The organism is Vibrio sp. Isolate22, assembly GCF_022398115.1.
GTDB lineage: Bacteria > Pseudomonadota > Gammaproteobacteria > Enterobacterales > Vibrionaceae > Vibrio.
Genome location: NZ_JAKEUW010000006.1, coordinates 1 through 21,228 on the forward strand (window position 1 = coordinate 1; position 21,228 = coordinate 21,228).

The following is a 21,228-nucleotide window of genomic DNA, read 5'->3' on the forward strand; positions in this document are numbered from 1 at the left end:
TCTTTGCCATTCATGGTACTGATTCATTTTTGCCAACTAACCATGCGGCTACTGCTCAGACAAAACGAAAAGCATTGAATTTAATGTGGACGAATGAATGGTCTCTCACGCACACTAGCGCAGTATTAAACCTCTCATCCCCTGGGATACTCTCAGTCTGGCTCAAACGATTTAATGAGCTCGGTATCAAAGGGCTCAAAATGCGCCAGAAAGGAAGACCCTCAATGAAACAGCAACCTCAACGTACAACTAAGCCTGATGATGAAATGACACTTGAGGAGCTAAAAGAGGAGTTGGTCTACTTGCGAACCGAGAATGCCGTTCTAAAAAAGTTGGAAGAGTTGGAGCAGGAAAAAAACCGTCGAACAAAGAAAAAGCGGTCATAGCTCTAACTCTTAAAAGCAAGTACCCGTTAAAGCACTTACTGCACACTCTACAGCTGGCAAAAAGTGTCTTTTATTATCAGGCTCAAACGCGCAAGCGCCCAAATAGCTACGAACGTGAGCTGCGGTTGATAAAGTCAATTTATCATGAGCATAAGGGGCGATACGGCTACCGCCGTATTCACTTGGAACTAAAAAATCAGGGGTTCATGCTTAATCACAAAACGGTTCAAAGGCTTATGGCTCAGCTCAACCTTAAATCGACGGTCAGGATTAAAAAGTATCGTTCATATCGAGGAGAGTCTGGAACAGCAGCTCCTAACGTGCTTGAAAGAGATTTTAGTGCGACTCAACCCGATGAAAAATGGGTAACTGATGTCACGGAGTTCAAAGTAAAAGAGCAGAAAGTATACTTGTCTCCCGTTGTAGACTTGTTTACTCAGGAAGTGGTTGCTTATAGAGTGGCCAAAAATGCCTGTTTGCCGCTTGTCAACCTTAAATCGACGGTCAGGATTAAAAAGTATCGTTCATATCGAGGAGAGTCTGGAACAGCAGCTCCTAACGTGCTTGAAAGAGATTTTAGTGCGACTCAACCCGATGAAAAATGGGTAACTGATGTCACGGAGTTCAAAGTAAAAGAGCAGAAAGTATACTTGTCTCCCGTTGTAGACTTGTTTACTCAGGAAGTGGTTGCTTATAGAGTGGCCAAAAATGCCTGTTTGCCGCTTGTCACGGATATGCTGACGGAAGCCATATCAAAGCTTAAACCCAACTCAAAGCCAATTATACATAGCGATCAAGGTTGGCAATATCGTCATCGACAGTATCAAAAAAAGGTAGCGGAGAGTGGGTTAACACAAAGCATGTCGAGAAAAGGTAACTGCTTGGATAATGCGGTTGCTGAAAACTTTTTTGCTTTACTCAAAACAGAGATGTATCACAACCAAAGCTTTGAAGATGCAGATGCTCTGATAGAGCAAATTAAAGAATACATCGAGTACTACAATACCAAACGTATAAAAGTNTCGAGAAAAGGTAACTGCTTGGATAATGCGGTTGCTGAAAACTTTTTTGCTTTACTCAAAACAGAGATGTATCACAACCAAAGCTTTGAAGATGCAGATGCTCTGATAGAGCAAATTAAAGAATACATCGAGTACTACAATACCAAACGTATAAAAGTGAAACTAAAAGGCCTGACTCCGATAGAATATCGAACTCAGGCCTTGAAAGCCGCTTAACAGAAATGTCCAACTTTACGGGGTCACATCACATATACCTTGGGCTTTTGTTCTTGGAGCGGTTAATTTGCTCGCCATCAATATCGCTGATTAAGCAATACGATCTTTATTCCAAGCTGCTTCTTTTTGCTGACGCTCAGCCAGTTTCTCTTCGCGGTAAGCTTCACGAGCTTCACGCTTCTTACGCGCGTCACACGGTTCTGGGCAGTTACATACTTTATCAATACCAACAGCACCTAAGCCACCACAGCTACCTTTAACTACTTTCTTTTGAATGATGTAGCCAATCGACATTGCTGTAATCACAGCTAGAAAAACACCAAATGTAATCAGAAATGTATTCATAATTATCTCGCTTACCTTATTTACCTAAGTATGGCTTAAATGCTTCAGAAGCAACTTCTTTAAAGCCATCTGCTGTTTTTACCACCATGAACACTGGGATGTTATGTTGGTTTGCGACTTCCATTCCTTTCTCTTCACCTAAGACCATAAGGCCTGTAGATAAGCCGTCTGCAGTCATTGAAGACGAGTTTAAAACTGTTACAGAAACCACTTTATGGTGAAGAGGCTTTCCTGTTTCAGGGTTGATGATGTGTGAGTAACGAACACCATCACGTTCAAAATAGTTACGGTAATCACCAGAGGTTGCGATAGCCATGTCACCCGGCTCGATGATCTCTTGAATATTACGCTCATCAACACTTGGTTTCTCGATTGCGATGCGCCAGCCTACATTCTCACGGTTTAAACCTTTCAGGCGAATTTCACCGCCAACTTCAACCATATAGTTATGGATGCCAATAGAATCTAGGTAATCTGCGACCACGTCAACGCCCCAGCCTTTCGCAATGGTTGATAGATCGACATACAAATTAGGCAGGTCTTTCTTCAGCATGTTGCCTTCAACACTAAGATGATGAATACCAATCTTAGCCTTGCGAGCCGCCAGCTCTTCATCAGATGGCACAACTTCTGGGCGAGCTTCAGGACCAAAGCCCCATAAGTTAACTAATGGACCAACCGTTACATCCAGTGCTCCTTCAGTAAGACCGTTCAAACGAATCGCTTCTTTCACAACCGTCGCTGTTTGCTCAGACACTTCGAATGCGTCAGCACCTTTGTATTGGTTGAAGCGGCTCAACTCTGAATCTTGACGGTATGTCGACATCTGGTCATTTACTTCTTCAAGTAGACGGTCGATCTCAGTATGAACTTCATTAGACTCAGGAAATTCATCACCATTGATGTATTTAATATTGTAACTCGTGCCCATCGTTGGGCCACTCAAATGCACTTGCTCTCTTGACTGCTCACAGCCCGCAAGAAAAATCAAAGAAGTTAATGCAACAAGCCAAATTCTCACTTGCTTACTCCTGTCTAATGTTGAGGATTTATATAAGGAAAAATAAGAGTAAAAAATAGGTATTTTGAATGCCTTACTCTTTCTTATATAAGCCAGTATGTTGTCAAAAGCTGTCTTAGAAAAACAAATGGCTGACTCGTAGGAGTCAGCCATAATATCAATCACTTAAGTGGATTAACCACCGAAGTCATCTAGTAGGATGTTTTCATCTTCTACACCAAGATCTTTCAGCATGCCGATAACAGCAGCATTCATCATCGGTGGACCACACATGTAGTACTCACAATCTTCAGGAGCTTCGTGATCCTTCAGGTAGTTTTCGTACAATACGTTGTGGATGAAACCAGTGTAACCGTCCCAGTTGTCCTCTGGTTGAGGATCAGACAGTGCACAGTGCCACACGAAGTTTTCGTTTGCAGCCGCTAGGCCATCGAAATCTTCAATGTAGAACATCTCACGCTTAGAACGTGCGCCGTACCAGTAAGACATCTTACGAGTAGACTTAAGACGCTTAAGTTGGTCGAAGATATGAGAACGCATAGGCGCCATACCTGCACCACCACCGATGAATACCATTTCGTTGTCTGTGTCTTTAGCGAAGAACTCACCAAATGGACCAGAAATAGTACACTTGTCACCAGGCTTAAGAGACCAGATGTATGAAGACATCACACCTGGAGCTACGTCTGGGTTGTTTGGCGGCGGAGTCGCGATACGAACGTTCAACTTGATGATGCCTTTCTCTTCTGGGTATGAAGCCATTGAGTAAGCACGGATTGAATGTTCTTTAACGATAGACTCGTAACGGAATAGGTTGAACTTATCCCAGTCACCACGGTATTCCTCAGGAATATCGTAATCTGCGTATTTCACGTGATGTGGTTCAGCTTCAATCTGAATGTAACCACCCGCGCGGAACGGTACTTCTTCACCTTCAGGGATTGCTAGTGCAAGTTCTTTGATGAAAGTAGCTTCGTTGTTATTCGAGATAACAGTACATTCCCACTTTTTAACACCAAAGATATCTTCGTCTAGTTCAATCTCCATGTCAGTTTTCATAGCAACTTGACATGCAAGACGTTCGCCTTCGCGAGCTTCGCCTTTTGTGATGTGATCAAGTTCAGTTGGTAGGATGTCGCCACCGCCAGACTTAACTTTTACACGACACTGACCACAAGAGCCACCGCCACCACAAGCAGAAGATACGAAGATACCAGCGCCCGCTAGGGCACCAAGTAGCTTGCTACCAGGTTGAGTAACGATCGCCTTTTCAGGGTCGCCGTTTACTGAAATAGTGATGTCACCTGATGGTACTAGCTTAGATTTAGCGAATAGAATCACTAGCACTAGAGCCAATACAATAATGGTAAACATCGCTACGCCAAGAATAATGCTTTGCATTTGTTATTCCTTATTACTGGGTGCTTACCCTACAGTTGAACACCAGAGAAAGACATAAAGCCTAACGCCATCAGACCAACAGTAATGAACGTGATACCAAGGCCACGTAGACCTGGAGGTACGTCAGAGTACTTCATCTTCTCACGGATACCCGCAAGAGCAACGATAGCTAACATCCAACCCACACCAGAACCGAAGCCGTAAACAACAGATTCAGCAAAGTTGTAGTCACGAGTTACCATGAAAGATACACCACCAAAGATCGCACAGTTAACTGTGATCAGTGGAAGGAAGATACCTAGTGCGTTGTACAAAGGTGGGAAGAAACGGTCTAGAACCATCTCTAGGATTTGTACAAGTGCCGCGATAACACCGATGAATGCGATGAAGTTAAGGAAACTTAAATCGACACCTTCAACAAGCGCGTTTTCTTTCAGAATGTTTGTGTAAACAAGGTTGTTCACAGGAACAGCGATTGTAAGTACTACAACTACCGCAACACCAAGACCAAAAGAAGTTTTAACTTTCTTAGATACCGCTAGGAATGTACACATACCCAGGAAGAAAGAAAGCGCCATGTTTTCGATGAAAATCGATTTAACTAGCAGACTAATATAATGTTCCATGACTACCTTACCCCTTCGCTTCTACTTGTTCTGGTTTGAACACACGAATTGCCCAAATCAAGAAACCAATTAGGAAGAATGCAGAAGGTGCTAGAAGCATCAAGCCGTTTGGCTGATACCAACCACCGTTGCTCACTAGAGGTAGTACTTCCATACCAAATAGTTTGCCAGAGCCTAGAAGCTCACGGAAGAAACCAACAGTGATAAGAACGAAACCGTAACCAAGACCGTTACCAAGACCATCGATTAGAGATGGGATTGGCGCAGACTTCATTGCGAATGCTTCAGCACGACCCATTACAATACAATTAGTAATGATTAGGCCTACGAATACAGATAGCTGCTTAGAGATATCGTATAGGTATGCTTTTAGCACTTGGTCTACCACGATTACTAATGATGCGATAATTGCCATCTGAACGATGATACGCACACTGTTAGGAATGTGGTTACGGATTAGAGAAACGAAGAAGTTAGACAGAGCAGTAACAAACATTACCGCGATAGTCATAACAAATGCTGTTTCTAGCTTAGTGGTTACCGCAAGAGCAGAACACACACCAAGAACCTGTAGCGCGATTGGGTTGTTATCCAATACTGGCGCTAAAATGCTCTTTTTAATTTCTTTTGCACTAGACATTAGTTCAGACCTCCGTCACGAACTTTTGCTAGGAACGGACCAAAGCCCATATCACCTAACCAGAAGTCAAATGTATGTTGAACACCAACACTGGTCAGTGTTGCACCAGAAAGGCCATCAACACCGTGCTCAGTACCTTCAGGAGCACCACCTTTAACTACCTTGATAGCTGGCTTGTGGTTTTCGTCGAATAATTTCTTACCAACGAATTGAGCACGCCAAGTTGGGTTCTCAACTTCACCACCAAGTCCAGGAGTTTCGCCTTGCTCGTAGTAAGTGATACCAGAAACTGTGTTGCCATCAGTTTCTACCGCAACGAATGCGTACATCATTGACCATAGACCGTTACCGTGAACAGGAATGATAACTTTAGTAGTTTCAGCACCGTCTTTCACTAGGTATACAGTACCTGTGTTAGCACGACGAAGGATCTTAGCAATGTCATCTTCAGCTGAAAGCTTGATAGACTGAGCTGGATCTTTTGCCGCTTTACGTTGGTCGTATGCAGAAGCATCACCGTCAACGAAATCACCAGTAGCGAAATCAACTAGACGAGGTTCGATGTTCTCTGCGTACAGCGCTGGGATGTCACCTTCAAGGTCAACACCTGCAACTTCTAGGATCTTAGTTTGCTGATCCAGAACCGCGTTAGCTTGTTGCTTAGGTTTAAGAACAACTGCAGCTGTTGAAACGATGATTGAGCACACTAGGCTCAATGCGATAACAACAAACAGCGTCTTTTTAATGCTATCGTTATTACTTGCCATAGCGAGCTAGTCTCCGCTTAATGTTCTTCTCGATTACAACGTGGTCAAACAGAGGAGCAAATAGGTTTGCGAATAGAATCGCAAGCATCATGCCTTCTGGGTATGCAGGGTTAACTACACGGATCATTACACACATTGCGCCGATTAGGATGCCGTACCACCACTTACCTTTGTTGGTAAATGAAGCTGATACAGGGTCTGTCGCCATGAAGAACATACCGAATGCGAAGCCACCTAGAACTAGGTGCCAGTGCCAAGGCATGCTGAACATTGCGTTAGTATCAGAACCGATCACGTTGAATAGCGTAGACACAGCGATCATACCGATCATTACACCAGCAATGATGCGCCATGAAGCGATACGCATGTAAACGATCATCGCTGCACCAATCATAAGTGCTAGAGTCGATACTTCACCGATAGAACCTGGGATGTTACCAATGAACGCATCCATCCAAGTGATTGCTTCACCAGATACTGTGTTCACTAGTGCGCTACCGCCGCCTTGAGCCCATTGGCTAAGCGCAGTTGCACCAGAGAAACCATCTGCTGCAGTCCAAACTACGTCACCTGAAATCTGTGCAGGATATGCAAAGAATAGGAACGCACGGCCAGCAAGCGCAGGGTTTAGGAAGTTACGACCTGTACCACCAAAGATCTCTTTAGCAACAACAACACCGAAGGTAATACCTAGAGCTGCTTGCCATAGAGGAAGTGTTGGCGGAACGATAAGCGCGAAAAGAATAGAAGTTACAAAGAAACCTTCGTTAACTTCGTGCTTACGCACCATACAGAACAGAACTTCCCAGAAACCACCAACGATAAATACCGTTGCGTAGATAGGTAGGAAGTAAGTCGCACCAAGTAGCATCTTACTGCCAACACCTGCATCGGCTCCTAAGGAGGCGCCAAGCATTTGAGTCAGCCAGTAGTGCCAGTTACCATCGATTACAGATGCTAGTTCAGCGCCTGCGTACATGTGGTTAAGTGCAGCGATAGCTTGGCCACCCGCGTTGTACATACCCCAGAACATTGCTGGGAATACCGCGAACCAAACCATGATCATGATACGTTTTAAGTCAACGCTATCACGAACGTGCGAGCTTTTCTTTGTGATAAGACCTGGCGTGTAGAACACTGTAGCCGCTGCTTCGTAAAGCGCGAACCACTTCTCGTGTTTGCCACCTGGCTCAAAATGATGCTCGATGTCTTCAAGAAACTTTTTAAGGCCCATGAAAATTACCCTTCCTTCTCAATCGTATCTAGGCATTCACGAAGTAGTTGACCGTACTCGTACTTACCTGGACATACAAAGGTACACAATGCCAAATCTTCTTCATCTAGCTCTAGCGCACCTAGTGCCTGTGCACTATCAACGTCGCCTGCACATAGATCACGAAGCAGCAATGTAGGTTCCATATCTAGAGGCATTACGCGCTCGTAGTTACCGATTGGAACCATTGAGCGATCACTACCGTTTGTAGTCGTTGTCATGTTGAACAACTGACCTTTAAACAGGTGACCAAGGAATGAACGAGTAACAGAGAACTTGTTCTTACCAGGCATAGCCCAGCCGAATAGCTCTTTATCACGACCTTCACGTAGAACAGAAACTTGCTGATGGTAACGACCAAGGTAAGCATGTGGACCAGTTGCTTGTGTACCAGTTAGTACAGAACCAGAAATCACACGAACTTCGCCTGGCATTAGCTCGCTGTCTGTCAACTCTTCAAGGCTAGCACCAATTTGAGTACGAACTAGACGCGGGTTGTTTACTACTGGACCAGCCAGAGAAACAACACGATCAGTGTAAAGCTCACCAGTAAGGAAAAGCTTACCGAATGCGATAACATCTTGGTAGTTAATGCTCCACGCTACGTTTTCTGCATTTACCGGGTATAGGTAATGCATATGCGTACCTGCAAGACCTGCAGGGTGTGGGCCATCAAAAACATGTTCTTCAACGTTAGACTGAGCTGAACGAGGTAAGCTAGTACCTTTTTTACAAACGTACACTTTACCGTTAGTCAGAGTTGAAAGAATATCTAAACCAGCAACGAAAGCATCAGACTGCTCGTTAATGATTAATTCTGGCTCAGCTGCTAGTGGATTTGTATCCATAGCAGTTACGAAAATAGCCTGAGTTTCAGAATCAATTGCTGGAACCTTGCTGAACGGACGAGTTCGCAAAGCGGTCCATGAACCAGACTCAACTAACTGAGCTTTAACCGTTTCACGGTCTAGACCTGCTAGTTGGTTAGCTTCATAGCTATTGAACGTGATTTGCTCATTGCCTGCTACTTCAATCACTAGAGATTGAAGAACACGCTTAGCACCACGGTTCACTTCAATAACTTTACCGCTTGCTGGAGAAGTAAATACAACACCTGGGTTCTTTTTATCTGCAAAAAGAACTTGGCCTTTCTTCACTTCATCACCAACGCGAGCATGCATCGTAGGACGCATACCAACGTACTCTTCGCCAAGCAAGGCGACTTTAGTGATGGACTTACCATCATTAATCACCTGGGATGGAGTTCCTGCGATAGGAAGATCCAAACCCTTCTTTATTGTAATCATACGCACTTGCACTACTTTATCGGGAAAAAGATTCTTTTAATTGCGTAAATTCAGGACGTTTTAAAATCGCCCTTAGACACGACATTACAGTGTCCGGTTTTGGTAAATTTGAGATACCAAAATCGCAACATTATCTTAATAAAACTCTCACACAAATCATGTGAGATTTATCAGGTGCCGTATTCTAGCATTTTTTGGCATCTTGATGCCATGACCAATAACTTGAATAGCACGTTTATTTGGTGAGAATTGAAGCATATGGACTCTTAAATATGTATAAATTTGACGAGCCGCACAGATAAATTGGCTTTTGAAAGGTGTTTTAAACAAGAGATTAACACTCTGTCACAAACTAATATTTTATGAGTTATGTTGAAACACTGTTAATAAAAGCACTACTCATTGTAGGTATTTTTAGACGTTTAATTTGCCATCAGTTTGAGTGATATAACGGCAAAAAACAGATAATTTGGGCGATAAAAAAGGCGGCATAGCCACCTCTTTTTATATGTATTAAATCTATTACTTGCCCCCACCCATACACATTGGGCTGTCTGGCACGTTATCTAGCTGCTTCAACCATTCATCTTTTGTATAAGTGTGAATAGATAAAGCGTGAATATTGTTCGCTAGCTCTTCTGAAAGTGCTTTATTTACCGCTCGGTGACGAGCAATGAGACGCAAGCCTTCAAACGCATCGCTCACAACAATCACCTTAAAATGACTCTCAGAACCAGCCGGAACATTGTGCATATAGCTCTCATTAACCACATTCAAGTGACTTGGTGAAAACTCATTGTGCAATTTTGTTTCGATAACTTCTTGGATCATTGTGATTCCTTAATAACGGGTTGGCATTATCTGTGGGGTGAGTATAAACCCTAACAAGGCTACTGTCTGAGTATTTAATAACGAACAGCATAGGTTTAATCGAGTTTTCCCTATCTTGTTCAGCCCGCATTTGAGACAATATCTTTGTTATTTCTCACATAAGTATCCCAAGTAATGAAAACTGAACTTACCCTTCACGATAGAACCTTGACCTTACATCGTTTCCCTAAACGTTCAAATGAAACGCTTCAAGCTTGGGATGCGGGCGACGAATACATTATTAACCATGTTGAAGAGATGAACCTTGAACCTGGCAAACACATTCTGATCTTAAACGATAGCTTTGGTGCCCTATCCGCTTGGTTCTCAAAAGATCACGATGTGACCATGATGAGCGACTCGTTTATCTCTCATCGAGGCGGCCTGAAAAACTTACAGCGTAATCAGTGCAATCGCGTCAACTTTTTAAACACCATGGATGATATCCCTCACGGTATTGATCTGGTACTGATGCAGCTACCAAAAACCAACCGCCATTTGGTGTGGCAACTAAGCCAATTGCGCCAAGCTTTACCTGAAGGCTGCCAAGTGATCGGTGTCAACAAGGTAAAAGAGATTCACACATCAACGCTGAATCTGTTTGAAAAGTACTTGGGTGAAACCAAAACATCACTGGCGAAGAAAAAGCACCGTTTGGTGTTCTCATCTCCAAACTGTCAACCTATTCACAAAGTTGAACCATTCGTTGAGTGGGACGTTGATGGTGAAGATATCCGCCTGAAAAATTTACCAAATGTTTACTCAGGGGAAGCACTCGATCAGGGCGCTCGCTATATGCTAGAGCATATCCCTCAAGATCCAGAGTTACGTCATATCATCGATCTTGGTTGTGGTAACGGTGTACTGAGTGTTAAAGCTGGTCAACTGAATCCGCAAGCTCGTATTACGTGTGTCGATGAAAGCTTTATGGCCGTAGAATCAGCGCGCCAAAACGTAAAAGATAACCTTGGGGAAGAAGGCAACTTCCAGTTCATTGCTAACAACTGTTTGGACGGTTTTAAGAAAAACAGCACATACCTAGTTTTGTGTAACCCTCCGTTCCATCAACAACAAGCGATTACCGATCACATTGCATGGCAAATGTTCTGTGATGCAAAGCATGTTCTTAGCAATGGAGGCAAATTAATTGTTATTGGCAACCGACACCTCGGATACGATGTCAAACTAGCAAGATTATTTGGTGAAGCGAACGTTGAAACGCTTGAACTAAACCAAAAATTTGAGATATTACAAGCAACAAGAGAACCTGCTAATTTTAACAAATAGGCAGTAGACTACTTTATAAGAATTTAAAATACCGAGCTTCTGGTGTGAATTTAGAAAGGATAAAGGAATGAAAAAACTGATTTTGGCTGCTTCTATCATGGCTTTGACAGCATGTTCAGCCCCTCAGCAAGAACAGATCAATATAATGCCAGAAGCTTCACTAAGCTCAAGCAACCTAGTGCAAGGCAAAACCTACACACTAACCAGTAAAGATGTTCGCGCTGCTCAGTATGTTGCACTTGTTGATAGCGGCCGAGCTAACATTCAGCCAATTCACGCTAAGCAAAACATGCGCATTTCTCTAGAAAACGCTATTGCACAACAATTTGAGTCTCAAGGCTTTCGTGCCAGCGTAAACAGCGAAAACTCTGTTGTTTTAGAAATTCAAGAAGCTTTAGTTACCGTAGAACACACCATTATGGAAAACCAAATGGACGGTAAAGTAACGCTTGAAGTTACGGCTGAAACACCAGAAGGCAAACTGGTCAAGACATTCAATGGTACAGCAACTCGCACTGGTGCATTAAGCGCATCAAACGACGATATCGCAATGGTACTTAACGATGTTATCGACTTAGTGCTTAAAGAGATCGCTAATGACCAAGAACTGCAAACTTACATGAAGGAGCGTTTCTAATGGGTCGTATTCTATCTTCTATCGCACTCATGTTAGTGAGCGTGAGCGTGTGGGCTGGCCCTAAAGTGAATGTGGAAACTACGCTAGGTAACTTCACAATCGAGCTAAACCAAGAGCAAGCACCAATTAGTTCTGAAAACTTTCTTAAATACGTAGCAGACGGTAGTTACGAAGGCACTATCTTCCACCGTGTTATTCCTGGTTTTATGGCGCAAGGTGGCGGCTTCAATCAAGACATGCAGCAACAAGCAACGTATGCTCCAATCAAAAATGAAGGTAGCAATGGTCTGAAAAATGACACAGCGACCATCGCAATGGCTCGCACTAATGCACCAGACTCTGCAACTCGTCAGTTCTACATTAACTATGCAGACAACGATTTCCTAAACGCGAAAGGCGGCAACCCGGGTTACGCAGTATTTGGTAAAGTAACCGAAGGCTTTGACGTAATTCAAAAGATGGCGACCATTCCAACTAAGCGAATGGGTCGTATGGCAGATATCCCTGTTGATCCAATTGTCATCACGAAAGTGACCCTTCTTAAGTAATCTAAAGCAACGCCCTTATTTCTTAAGGGCGTTTTTCTATACAAGGACGACCTATGTCATTAGGCACCCCCTCTCTTTCTTGGATGCAAACTTTCCGAAGCTATCTCGATAAGCGCTTACTGTGGGTGTTCATGCTCGGCTGCTCAAGCGGCTTCCCATGGGTTCTTATTGGATCCAACATGTCTGGCTGGCTTAAAGACGCAGGTTTAACCCGTGCTGCGATTGGCTACTTTGGTAGTGTATTTGCCGTATACGCCATTAACTTTTTGTGGGCACCTCTGGTAGACCGAGTTAAATTACCGGTGCTTCACGCAATACTCGGCCAGCGCCGCAGTTGGATATTTTTCTGCCAATCCATTGTTTTAGTTGGCACCTTATTCATCGCAGGCGTCAACCCCGCTGAGAATTTGGCGTTTACCTCAATGTTGGCGCTCGCTATCGCTATTGCCTCTGCCACGCAAGACATTGCGATAGATGCATTTCGTATTGATACCTTCCCAAAATCTGAAGCATCAAAACTGCCACAAGCTTCTGCAATGGCAGTAGTTGGTTGGTGGACGGGCTATTCTCTACCAGGCTATCTTGCCTTTATTAACGCAGACTCAATCGGTTGGAATGGTGTTTACTACGGTATGGCTGGTGTCGTTGTCGTGTTAATGCTGTTTACTCTTTTTGTCGGAGAGCCAAACACTCAGCGTGAGGCCCTACAAGAACAAGCACAACAGCGACACAATAAAGTAGTTGGTTCAAAGCTTGTCGCTTGGTTCAGCGTAACGGTCATTGAGCCCTTTTATGATTTCTTCAAAAGAAATGGCGTTCAGGTTGCGATTACCCTACTGCTGTTTGTGTTCCTATTTAAGATCGGTGAAGCCTTCTTAGGCCGAATGTCGATCACCTTCTATAAAGAGATAGGTTTCAGTAACGAGCAAATTGGCCACTACTCCAAATTGATTGGTTGGGGTGCGACGATATTCTTCACTTTGGTCGGCAGTGTCTTCAATGTGAAGTTCGGTATTGTACGCGGGCTGATGATAGGCGGCGTGGCAATGGCAGCAAGTAACCTAATGTTTGCTTGGATCGCTCAGACAGGCCCGAGTGAGACGCTGTTCTTGGCTACTATTATTGTTGATAACTTCACAACAGCCTTTTCTACCGTTGCGTTTGTCTCTTTCCTAACGCTATTAACAGGTCAGGCGTTTTCAGCAACACAGTATGCCTTACTTGCTTCACTTGGAAACTTCGGTCGTACCACTTTAGCTTCCTTCAGTGGTGAGTTGGTTGATTACCTCAATGATTGGTCAACCTTCTTTATACTGACAGCACTGATGGTGATTCCAAGTTTGATCATGCTCTATTCGCTGCGCCACTTTTTCGCAGATTTACTAGAAAAAGCGAAAAACAACCACGAATAAGAGAAAAAGAATACAGAATAAAAAGAGGGTAGCATCACGCTACCCTCTTTTACTTTGTTACTTTGGTTTCGTAAGCGCTAGTCTGTTGTGTCACTCACGATAAGGTTGAAGCCTGTGCCTGCCGAATCATCTATCGCCACAACTTGATAAACCACGCCATCAGCCAAGGTTGCTGGAGCAGAGTCAATCGCCACAACAGATGGTTGACCGGCCACAGTAATGGTCACAAAGTAAGACCCAGCCGCAACATAGATACCATTCGCATAATCTTTAAACTTCACATCACTCAGCGCTGGCGTGCTTCCAGCGATGCCTACATTTTCTGTTAAATAGATGTCCACAGATGCCGCAATTGGATTAGCAGCAGCATGCGTAATGTTTAGCACCGCGCTGGTTGCCACCGGACGACGGTTTTCAGGAACTACTAAAGGCTCCAAGTTTAGCGGACTCACTGTCCCTACTGCATAAATGCTGTAATCCATCCCCGCGAATACAGCTAGCCCATCAACATCGATAAATGTTGGAGTCGTTGTTCCCGTTTCGTAAATATCAATGTCATAACTGTCTGCTGCCAAATCTAAGAAGCCACGAACCTCTTTAAACATTAAGCCATCAAGAGGAGCAAACTTAGCCGCGTTTACATAAACATCGACGTCAGGTGCTCCATCGACTAAATGCCCTACTCTGACTTCCGCCGTCTCTGCCATGTCGTAGATTAACGAGGAGCCACTACCGTCCATAACCATTAATTTCACAGGTGAGGCGCTATTAGAATCAGCTCTCGGCACAGCGGCAATCGTCAATTCGCTACCAGCGGCTAGAGTGATCTCCCCTGAATCGAACACGATAGCATTCCCATTGACTGTTTCCAGTCTCACACGGTATTGCCCTGCAGGAATATTTAGAACATCGGTAAAATCTTTATAGCCTAAGGTGCCGAGTGGAGCACCCAATGGATCGCTAGGCCCCGTCACATACAGGTTTACATCGCCAACACCCGTGGCTGCATGAACGACTTGTACATCTAACGTTGAACTCGTTGCTGTGCCCTCAGCTGGTCGCGTCACAACTAAGGCTTCGACAGGATTGTTGGAACCATCGGCATCCCCTACTACCATAACGGTGTAGTCTAGATCCCCACTCAAATCGAATTGGCTTTGCGGGATAACCGTTGCTACTGCGTCTCCGGGAAGTTGGACATCGACTTGCACAGATGTCTGCCCCTGATTAACCGCCGAGTATCCAGAGGCCTGCGCGTAGTCTACGCTACTCCAGAGGGGTTGATTGTCTATCAGTACGTTAGCTAATGGGGCATCGGGAGATGCATGAACGGCTTGAAGCTGCGTTGTAGGCTCATCGTCATCATCACACCCAACAATAAATAGTGCTGACACAGCGACAGCTAGTAATGGTGAATATTTCATCGGTCTTCTCTCCAAAAAGTTAGACCGGTTCGTCACACAAAAGATACGCTCAGTAAAAATCTTAAAACACACTCTCTCTGTGTTTCGTGTAGGGAACCGTCTTAAAATCCTCGGTGATCGAAACAAGTCAAAAAAGTTCGAAGGTTATAGATCGTCACACCGGTCGCTCATCAATTGATTCCACCACCATTACGAAGTTGATTAAAAATAGATCAGGAAGTGGGTTTATAGGAGGAGAGATTTATCCGCTTTTAGTGAGAAAATCACATAGAAAGGAATACTGTTGATTTTGATATGCATATCACTCAATTTAGTATAATCGTTTGCTTAGAGCATCAATTCACCAATTAATACACAAAATAATCAGATTTCACAAAATCAATAGAATTAGGGGTGCATCAAGATGCACCTCTACATTAAAGTTCCATCATTTAGATCATTAGTGTGATCAAACTCACCTTAATAATTGCAATTTTCACTCTGTCTCACTTTTATTTGAGAACAAAATCGCCATGATGCTCGCCATTCGGACATATAAACACGCACGGATTAGCGGGTTACTTATTTCAAACATAGAGAGTTCCATTATGCGTAAATCACTTTTAACTCTTGGCCTACTTGCAGCGACTTCTGCTCCAGTAATGGCAGCAGATTATTCTGACGGCGACATCCACAAAAACGATTACAAGTGGATGCAGTTCAACATTATGGGCGCAATCAATGAGAAAGGTCCTTACGAATCTACTCACGATTACCTAGAGATGGAATTTGGCGGTCGCTCTGGAATTTTCGATCTATACGGTTATGTTGATGTATTTAACCTAACATCAGACTCTAGCAGCGATAAAGCAGACAAAGATGGCAAGATCTTCATGAAGTTTGCTCCTCGTATGTCTCTTGACGGCCTAACAGGTAAAGATCTATCTTTCGGTCCTGTTGAAGAGCTATACCTTTCAACTCTTTTCGAGTGGGATGGTAACAACGGCGGTGTTAACACTCAAAAAGTTGGTCTTGGTTCTGACGTAATGGTTCCATGGTTCGGTAAAATGGGTCTAAACCTTTACGGTACATACGATTCAAACCAAAAAGATTGGAATGGTTTCCAAATCTCGACTAACTGGTTCAAGCCATTCTACTTCTTCGAGAACGGCTCATTCATCTCTTACCAAGGTTACATTGATTACCAATTCGGTATGAAAGATGAGTACGCTCAAGTAAGCAACGGCGGCGCGATGTTTAACGGTATCTACTGGCACTCAGATCGCTTTGCAGTTGGTTACGGCCTGAAACTATACAGCGATGTATACGGCTTCAAAGATGGTGCAAACCTACCTTGGGATGCAACTTCACAAGCTGAATCTTCTGGCGTAGGTCACTACGTTGCAGTAACTTACAAGTTCTAATCGAACTTCTAAGAAAGTTTCCTAAATGGCACCCTCGGGTGCCATTTTTTATTGCTTTCATTTAATGCCTCGCTATCCTTGCAGCATCACTTTCTTATCTCGGTATTGCTGTGAACATCACTATTGTTGGTCCCGGAGCGATTGGCGCTTTATGGGCAATAAAACTGCTTCAAGCTGGTCATAATGTGTCTTTATGGAGTCGTTCTTCTGAACCTTCTGTTGATCTATCTCTTGACGAGCAGGCTTCGATTTCCTTCAGCAATAACGACAAAGACAAGCTTTCAGAAAGCGATTTGGTGCTCTTCACGGTTAAGGCTTGGCAAGTCGAAGATGCTATCACGCCACTGCTTCAATATATCGACTCCGATGCTATCTTAATGTTCATACACAACGGCATGGGCGCTGTCGACGCCATAGCTGATCAAGTTAATACTCACCCAGTTATATTAGCGACCACCACTCAAGCTGCATTCAAACCCGCTCGCAATCATGTGGTTCACACTGGTGCTGGTCAAACTCAGTTAGGGGCTTTTAATCAAGCTGGGGAGAAATGCGCCTTCTTAGTCGATGTCCTTAATCACGCATTACCTGACGTCACCTGGAACCCAGAAATAAATACCGCTTTATGGACCAAACTCGCGATCAATTGTGCAATCAACCCGCTAACTGGCCTTGAGCAAATCAAGAATGGAGAGCTGTCCGAACCACGCTTTGGTAATACTCTAACCGCGATCATTGAAGAGCTGACGAAAGTTATGCAGGCAGAGGGCATTAGTTGCTCGTTCGACGAATTGGAAACTAACGTCAACAACGTTATTCAAGCGACGGCAAAGAATAACTCCTCTATGAAACAAGACATGTTCTATCACAGAAAGACCGAGATAGATTTCATTACTGGCTTTCTAATAAAGACAGCACATAAACATAAAATCGACGTTCCCATTAACCAAACACTCTTCACACAAGTCAAAGAACAAGAAAGTAGCTGGAAAAAACAAGATTAGCCTGCGCCAATCAATAAGTCGCGATAAAATAATGATACCGCTCAGCATAACGCTGGCACCAATTTCCAAGATTTAGGTAAGAATAGATGCTTGATATCAATCACATCCGAGAGCAGTTCCCTGCGCTATCACAAACCATCAATCAGCAACCACTGATTTACTTAGATAGCGCGGCAACCACACAAAAACCTCAGGTAGTTATTGATGCTATTAGCCAGTATTACTCCAAGCAGAATGCCAATGTTCATCGTGGTAGTCACAGCTTAACCGCGCACGCCACCAGCCAATTTGAAGCCGCTAGAGACAAGGTCGCTCAGTTTATTGGCGCTGCCTCATCGAAAGAGATTATCTGGACTCGCGGTGCCACCGAAGCACTCAACCTTATCGCTCAAACTTACGCTAGAAGCACCCTTCAACCAGGCGATGAAATTCTGGTGAGCGAAATGGAGCACCACGCCAACATCGTCCCTTGGCAAATCGTGGCAGAACAAACCGGTGCTAAGGTCATCAAAATCCCGATGACATCTGACTGTGAGTTTGATCTTACCACTTTTGATGCACTGTTAACGAAGCGAACCAAGATTGTTGCTCTGGCTCAGATAACCAATGTGACGGGTTCTCGCCAGCCGATTGAGCAAGTGATCGAAAAAGCCCACAAGATGGATGCCATTGTTGTGGTCGATGGTGCACAAGGTATCGTTCATGAACCTGTGGATGTTGCCACTTTGGGCGCAGACTTCTACGTATTCTCAGGGCACAAACTCTATGCCCCAGCTGGGATTGGCGTACTTTACGGCAAACTGGAATTGCTTGAAGCGATGCCGCCATGGCATGGCGGTGGCAAAATGGTTGAACGCGTCTCTTTTTCTGGCACCACGTTTTCTGAATTGCCTGGTAAGTTCGAAGCAGGCACACCAAACGTAGCAGGTGCTATCGCTTTAAGTTCAGCAATCGAGTGGTTAAATCAGTTTGAACAACAAGACGTAGAAGATCATATCCACCAACTACAACACAAAACTTATCAAGCACTCAGTCAATTGGACGACATCCAAATACTCGGTTATAAGCCCAATTCGAGCGTTATTACTTTTGTGATGGATGGCGTTCACCATCAAGATATTGCGACGTTACTTGACCAACAAGGTATTGCCGTTCGCGCTGGTCACCACTGTGCACACCCATTAATGGATGCACTCAAGGTAAAAGGAACCGTGCGAGTTTCATTTGGTATATACAACAACATGGATGATGTCGACAAACTGATCGCAGCGATAGAAAAAGCTGTCGATATGCTCTAAAAACCCACCAAAGATCTTAATGTCTGGTTCAATGACCTCGAACCAGACTTCCCCTTCTCAAAAATAGTTCCTTTTTTAGCATTAAATTAGAAACAAATAACCCATTGATAAGTAGTAACTTTATATTTTCTTTATATGTCACTTATCTGCTTTTATTGATTTCTAAGACTTCATTGATGCGTCATTTCTGAAAAAAACGACAATGCACCCCGTTCTCGTTTAATCACCGATACCACGTTAAAGATCGTGACTGAATAGCGAGAATCACCATTTATCAAGGGTGACCTGAAGCTGATGGAATAGCACTTTACACATTAATTTTTAGATAGAGACAACACAATGAAACTTAAAACAATCGTTCTTCCTCTAGTAATGCTAACTGCCGCTCAACAAGCTTCAGCTGACCCATACATTGGTGCAAGCTACTTATACTCAGAGTATCAAGTAGAGAGTGAAAACGTGGACATGACAGATCAAAATAGCGGTTACAACTTATACTTGGGTTACGCATTTAATGATCTGCTTTCTATCGAAGCTGGTTACGCAGATTTTGTTGATACGAACAAAGACTTCGAACACCTATACTCAAACGCATGGTTAACAAGTGCAAAAGTTTCTTTGCCAATCACAATCTTTGATATTTATGGTCGTGCTGGTATCGGTCACTTTGAAAGTAACCTAGGTGACAGCAACGATGTTTACTACGGTGTGGGTGCTGGTGTGAAGATTGGTCCTGCTCGTGTTGCTCTTGAATACACCATGTACGAAGCAAAACTTATCGAGAACGGTTACGCAATTAGCGCTGAATTCCACTTCTAATTCTTCTCTCGACGTATTCAGTTATCCGTTAAAACAAAAAACGGTGCCATTGGGCACCGTTTCTTTTCAATACTGTCGCTTGCTTATCTGTACTAAGAAGTTGTTAAACGAACAAGCTCTCAAACAGAAAGGAGTTCTCAAACAAATAGACGCTTAAGCGGAGAGGTTCTTGATCTGCTCAACAATCGCTTTAAGTCCGTTTCCTCTTGAAGGGCTCAAATGCGTAATCAAGCCAATCTCGTCGAAATAGCCATCGATATCAAACGCTTGAACTTGCTCTGATGTTTTACCGTCATATGCCGCCATTACTAACGCAATAAGTCCGCGTACAATACGTGCGTCTGAATCGGCACAAAAGTACCAAACACCGTCGATATTCTGCGAAACTAACCACACTTGGCTCTCACAACCAGATACCACTACCTGCTCACTTTTCAGCTCATCAGGCATTACTGGCAGTTTCTTACCCCATTGAATTACTTGACGGTAACGGTCTTCCCAACCGTTGAAAGCCTGCATCTTTGCGACAATATCATCACTAGTAATTTCTTTGCCGAATGGAGAGCTCGGGAATGACATCATTTTTATATCCAGTAAATTCTTATTAGACGTACAGTAGCGAGTTACTTACTGTGCTTTTGAATGATCTTTTCTACAATACGCGAAACAGCAACAAAGCCAAAAGTCGCGGTTACTACAGTTGCAGCACCAAAACCGGTCGCGCAATCCATACGTTTTGGTCCTTCTGCTGTGGCTTTCGCCGCGCATACGCTACCATCCGCTTGTGGGTATTTAAGCTGCTCGGTCGAGAATACACAATCGATGCCAAACTTACGCGCAGGATTCTTAGGGAAGTTATGATGACGACGCAGCGTATCTTTCAGTTTCTTCGCCAATGGATCTTGAATCGTTTTAGTCAAATCGGCCACTTTAATTTGCGTTGGGTCGATTTGACCACCCGCGCCACCAGTGGTGATCACTTTGATTTTGTTACTGCGGCAATACGCCAATAGCGAAGCCTTAGCCTTCATGCTATCAATAGCATCCAGCACAAAATCGAACTCTTTCGACAGGTATTCAGCCTGGTTGTCAGGGCCGATGAAATCGTCAATCAGATTAACTTTACACTCAGGGTTAATCAGCTTAACACGCTCAGCCATCACTTCGATTTTGCTCTTGCCGACCGTGCCCGACATTGCATGAATCTGACGGTTGATATTCGTAACACACACATCATCCATATCGATCAATGTCAGCTCACCCACGCCAGTACGAGCAAGCGCTTCAACCGCCCATGAACCGACGCCACCAATACCGATCACACACACATGTGCCGCTCTAAGTATGTCGACTTCACTATTACCATACAGGCGACGAGTGCCACCGAATCGTTGGTCATAGTTTTCTGAAGCTGGAGTGGTCAATTCACGCATTGTTGCCGCCAATTTATTTCTGAGAAAAAGAAAAGAGTGCGTTTTATACGCACTCTTGGATAAAAAGTCTAGGGGATTAGCAATTCGCT

The 21,228-nt window shown here is 43.8% G+C and carries 22 protein-coding genes; 10 read left to right on the forward strand and 12 right to left on the reverse strand.

Annotation, left to right across the window (positions count from 1 at the left end):
• Positions 1-386, forward strand: a 386-nt coding sequence (locus L1D55_RS05540; RefSeq protein WP_239916783.1) for a helix-turn-helix domain-containing protein, incomplete at its 5' end; no start/stop codon positions are given.
• Complete coding sequence (locus tag L1D55_RS05545) at positions 383-1,624, forward strand: IS3 family transposase (protein ID WP_345772777.1); 1,242 nt, start codon at positions 383-385, stop codon at positions 1,622-1,624. The genes L1D55_RS05540 and L1D55_RS05545, both read left to right, overlap by 4 nt.
• A gap of 90 nt (positions 1,625-1,714) precedes the next feature.
• Here the strand turns inward: L1D55_RS05545 and nqrM are convergent, their stop codons facing one another.
• The 9 genes from nqrM to bolA all read right to left on the reverse strand — a co-directional run bounded on the left by nqrM (position 1,715) and on the right by bolA (position 9,835).
• Complete coding sequence (gene nqrM, locus L1D55_RS05555; RefSeq protein ID WP_004737624.1) at positions 1,715-1,969, reverse strand: (Na+)-NQR maturation NqrM; 255 nt, start codon at positions 1,967-1,969, stop codon at positions 1,715-1,717.
• 16 nt (positions 1,970-1,985) lie between these two features.
• Positions 1,986-2,990: an FAD:protein FMN transferase gene (locus tag L1D55_RS05560; RefSeq protein ID WP_239916784.1), complete on the reverse strand. Its 1,005-nt coding sequence runs from the start codon at positions 2,988-2,990 to the stop codon at positions 1,986-1,988.
• A gap of 174 nt (positions 2,991-3,164) precedes the next feature.
• The gene (gene nqrF / locus L1D55_RS05565; RefSeq protein ID WP_063522726.1) at positions 3,165-4,391 is read right to left on the reverse strand and encodes an NADH:ubiquinone reductase (Na(+)-transporting) subunit F; all 1,227 of its coding nucleotides are present in this window, start codon (positions 4,389-4,391) and stop codon (positions 3,165-3,167) included.
• Positions 4,392-4,420: 29 nt separating this feature from the next.
• On the reverse strand, positions 4,421-5,017 hold the full coding sequence (gene nqrE / locus L1D55_RS05570) for an NADH:ubiquinone reductase (Na(+)-transporting) subunit E (protein ID WP_004737621.1): 597 nt from the start codon (positions 5,015-5,017) through the stop codon (positions 4,421-4,423).
• Between the two features lie 7 nt (positions 5,018-5,024).
• Positions 5,025-5,657 (reverse strand): NADH:ubiquinone reductase (Na(+)-transporting) subunit D, encoded by a 633-nt coding sequence (locus L1D55_RS05575; RefSeq protein WP_008223083.1) that lies wholly within the window; start codon positions 5,655-5,657, stop codon positions 5,025-5,027.
• Positions 5,657-6,424, reverse strand: a complete 768-nt coding sequence (locus tag L1D55_RS05580) for a Na(+)-translocating NADH-quinone reductase subunit C (RefSeq protein ID WP_102423848.1) — start codon at positions 6,422-6,424, stop codon at positions 5,657-5,659. Before L1D55_RS05580 ends, L1D55_RS05575 begins: the two co-directional genes overlap by 1 nt.
• The gene (locus tag L1D55_RS05585) at positions 6,414-7,658 is read right to left on the reverse strand and encodes an NADH:ubiquinone reductase (Na(+)-transporting) subunit B (RefSeq protein ID WP_032551421.1); all 1,245 of its coding nucleotides are present in this window, start codon (positions 7,656-7,658) and stop codon (positions 6,414-6,416) included. Before L1D55_RS05585 ends, L1D55_RS05580 begins: the two co-directional genes overlap by 11 nt.
• A gap of 5 nt (positions 7,659-7,663) precedes the next feature.
• Entirely contained in the window at positions 7,664-9,004 is a 1,341-nt protein-coding gene (locus tag L1D55_RS05590; RefSeq protein WP_004737617.1) for a Na(+)-translocating NADH-quinone reductase subunit A, read from the reverse strand.
• Positions 9,005-9,526: 522 nt separating this feature from the next.
• Complete coding sequence (gene bolA / locus L1D55_RS05595) at positions 9,527-9,835, reverse strand: transcriptional regulator BolA (protein WP_008223074.1); 309 nt, start codon at positions 9,833-9,835, stop codon at positions 9,527-9,529.
• 174 nt (positions 9,836-10,009) lie between these two features.
• Here bolA and L1D55_RS05600 point away from each other — a divergent pair, with 174 nt between their 5' ends.
• The 4 genes from L1D55_RS05600 (at position 10,010) to L1D55_RS05615 (ending at position 13,758) form a co-directional block, all read left to right on the forward strand.
• Entirely contained in the window at positions 10,010-11,161 is a 1,152-nt protein-coding gene (locus L1D55_RS05600) for a methyltransferase (RefSeq protein ID WP_105024445.1), read from the forward strand.
• A gap of 67 nt (positions 11,162-11,228) precedes the next feature.
• A complete protein-coding gene (locus L1D55_RS05605; protein ID WP_239916785.1) occupies positions 11,229-11,798 on the forward strand; it encodes a YajG family lipoprotein in 570 nt (189 codons plus the stop codon).
• Entirely contained in the window at positions 11,798-12,346 is a 549-nt protein-coding gene (locus L1D55_RS05610) for a peptidylprolyl isomerase (protein ID WP_128161785.1), read from the forward strand. Before L1D55_RS05605 ends, L1D55_RS05610 begins: the two co-directional genes overlap by 1 nt.
• Positions 12,347-12,399: 53 nt before the next feature.
• Complete coding sequence (locus L1D55_RS05615; RefSeq protein ID WP_239916786.1) at positions 12,400-13,758, forward strand: MFS transporter; 1,359 nt, start codon at positions 12,400-12,402, stop codon at positions 13,756-13,758.
• 77 nt (positions 13,759-13,835) lie between these two features.
• Here L1D55_RS05615 and L1D55_RS05620 read toward each other — a convergent pair whose 3' ends face one another.
• A complete protein-coding gene (locus tag L1D55_RS05620; RefSeq protein WP_239916787.1) occupies positions 13,836-15,182 on the reverse strand; it encodes a DUF4397 domain-containing protein in 1,347 nt (448 codons plus the stop codon).
• A gap of 587 nt (positions 15,183-15,769) precedes the next feature.
• Between L1D55_RS05620 and L1D55_RS05625 the strand changes: the two genes are divergently transcribed.
• From L1D55_RS05625 to L1D55_RS05640, 4 genes are all read left to right on the forward strand, one after another.
• The gene (locus L1D55_RS05625; protein ID WP_239916788.1) at positions 15,770-16,585 is read left to right on the forward strand and encodes an outer membrane protein OmpK; all 816 of its coding nucleotides are present in this window, start codon (positions 15,770-15,772) and stop codon (positions 16,583-16,585) included.
• 110 nt (positions 16,586-16,695) lie between these two features.
• Complete coding sequence (panE, locus tag L1D55_RS05630) at positions 16,696-17,589, forward strand: 2-dehydropantoate 2-reductase (RefSeq protein ID WP_239916789.1); 894 nt, start codon at positions 16,696-16,698, stop codon at positions 17,587-17,589.
• Between the two features lie 86 nt (positions 17,590-17,675).
• Entirely contained in the window at positions 17,676-18,887 is a 1,212-nt protein-coding gene (csdA, locus tag L1D55_RS05635) for a cysteine desulfurase CsdA (protein WP_239916790.1), read from the forward strand.
• Between the two features lie 339 nt (positions 18,888-19,226).
• Positions 19,227-19,706 (forward strand): porin, encoded by a 480-nt coding sequence (locus L1D55_RS05640; protein ID WP_008223059.1) that lies wholly within the window; start codon positions 19,227-19,229, stop codon positions 19,704-19,706.
• A gap of 153 nt (positions 19,707-19,859) precedes the next feature.
• Here L1D55_RS05640 and csdE read toward each other — a convergent pair whose 3' ends face one another.
• The gene (csdE, locus tag L1D55_RS05645) at positions 19,860-20,288 is read right to left on the reverse strand and encodes a cysteine desulfurase sulfur acceptor subunit CsdE (RefSeq protein ID WP_171367642.1); all 429 of its coding nucleotides are present in this window, start codon (positions 20,286-20,288) and stop codon (positions 19,860-19,862) included.
• A 41-nt stretch (positions 20,289-20,329) separates the two neighbouring features.
• Positions 20,330-21,139 carry a tRNA cyclic N6-threonylcarbamoyladenosine(37) synthase TcdA gene (gene tcdA, locus L1D55_RS05650; protein WP_004737606.1) on the reverse strand — a complete coding sequence of 270 codons (810 nt, stop codon included), beginning with the start codon at positions 21,137-21,139 and terminating at the stop codon, positions 20,330-20,332.
• Positions 21,140-21,228: the final 89 nt, after the last annotated feature.

Coding starts and splice junctions, on each gene's coding strand:
- nqrM (WP_004737624.1), bottom strand. CDS start 1,969: ATGAATACATTTCTGATTACATTTGGTGTTTTTCTAGCTGTGATTACA.
- nqrF (WP_063522726.1), bottom strand. CDS start 4,391: ATGCAAAGCATTATTCTTGGCGTAGCGATGTTTACCATTATTGTATTG.
- nqrE (WP_004737621.1), bottom strand. CDS start 5,017: ATGGAACATTATATTAGTCTGCTAGTTAAATCGATTTTCATCGAAAAC.
- L1D55_RS05575 (WP_008223083.1), bottom strand. CDS start 5,657: ATGTCTAGTGCAAAAGAAATTAAAAAGAGCATTTTAGCGCCAGTATTG.
- L1D55_RS05580 (WP_102423848.1), bottom strand. CDS start 6,424: ATGGCAAGTAATAACGATAGCATTAAAAAGACGCTGTTTGTTGTTATC.
- L1D55_RS05585 (WP_032551421.1), bottom strand. CDS start 7,658: ATGGGCCTTAAAAAGTTTCTTGAAGACATCGAGCATCATTTTGAGCCA.
- L1D55_RS05590 (WP_004737617.1), bottom strand. CDS start 9,004: ATGATTACAATAAAGAAGGGTTTGGATCTTCCTATCGCAGGAACTCCA.
- bolA (WP_008223074.1), bottom strand. CDS start 9,835: ATGATCCAAGAAGTTATCGAAACAAAATTGCACAATGAGTTTTCACCA.
- L1D55_RS05600 (WP_105024445.1), top strand. CDS start 10,010: ATGAAAACTGAACTTACCCTTCACGATAGAACCTTGACCTTACATCGT.
- L1D55_RS05605 (WP_239916785.1), top strand. CDS start 11,229: ATGAAAAAACTGATTTTGGCTGCTTCTATCATGGCTTTGACAGCATGT.
- L1D55_RS05610 (WP_128161785.1), top strand. CDS start 11,798: ATGGGTCGTATTCTATCTTCTATCGCACTCATGTTAGTGAGCGTGAGC.
- L1D55_RS05615 (WP_239916786.1), top strand. CDS start 12,400: ATGTCATTAGGCACCCCCTCTCTTTCTTGGATGCAAACTTTCCGAAGC.
- L1D55_RS05620 (WP_239916787.1), bottom strand. CDS start 15,182: ATGAAATATTCACCATTACTAGCTGTCGCTGTGTCAGCACTATTTATT.
- L1D55_RS05625 (WP_239916788.1), top strand. CDS start 15,770: ATGCGTAAATCACTTTTAACTCTTGGCCTACTTGCAGCGACTTCTGCT.
- csdA (WP_239916790.1), top strand. CDS start 17,676: ATGCTTGATATCAATCACATCCGAGAGCAGTTCCCTGCGCTATCACAA.
- L1D55_RS05640 (WP_008223059.1), top strand. CDS start 19,227: ATGAAACTTAAAACAATCGTTCTTCCTCTAGTAATGCTAACTGCCGCT.
- csdE (WP_171367642.1), bottom strand. CDS start 20,288: ATGATGTCATTCCCGAGCTCTCCATTCGGCAAAGAAATTACTAGTGAT.
- tcdA (WP_004737606.1), bottom strand. CDS start 21,139: ATGCGTGAATTGACCACTCCAGCTTCAGAAAACTATGACCAACGATTC.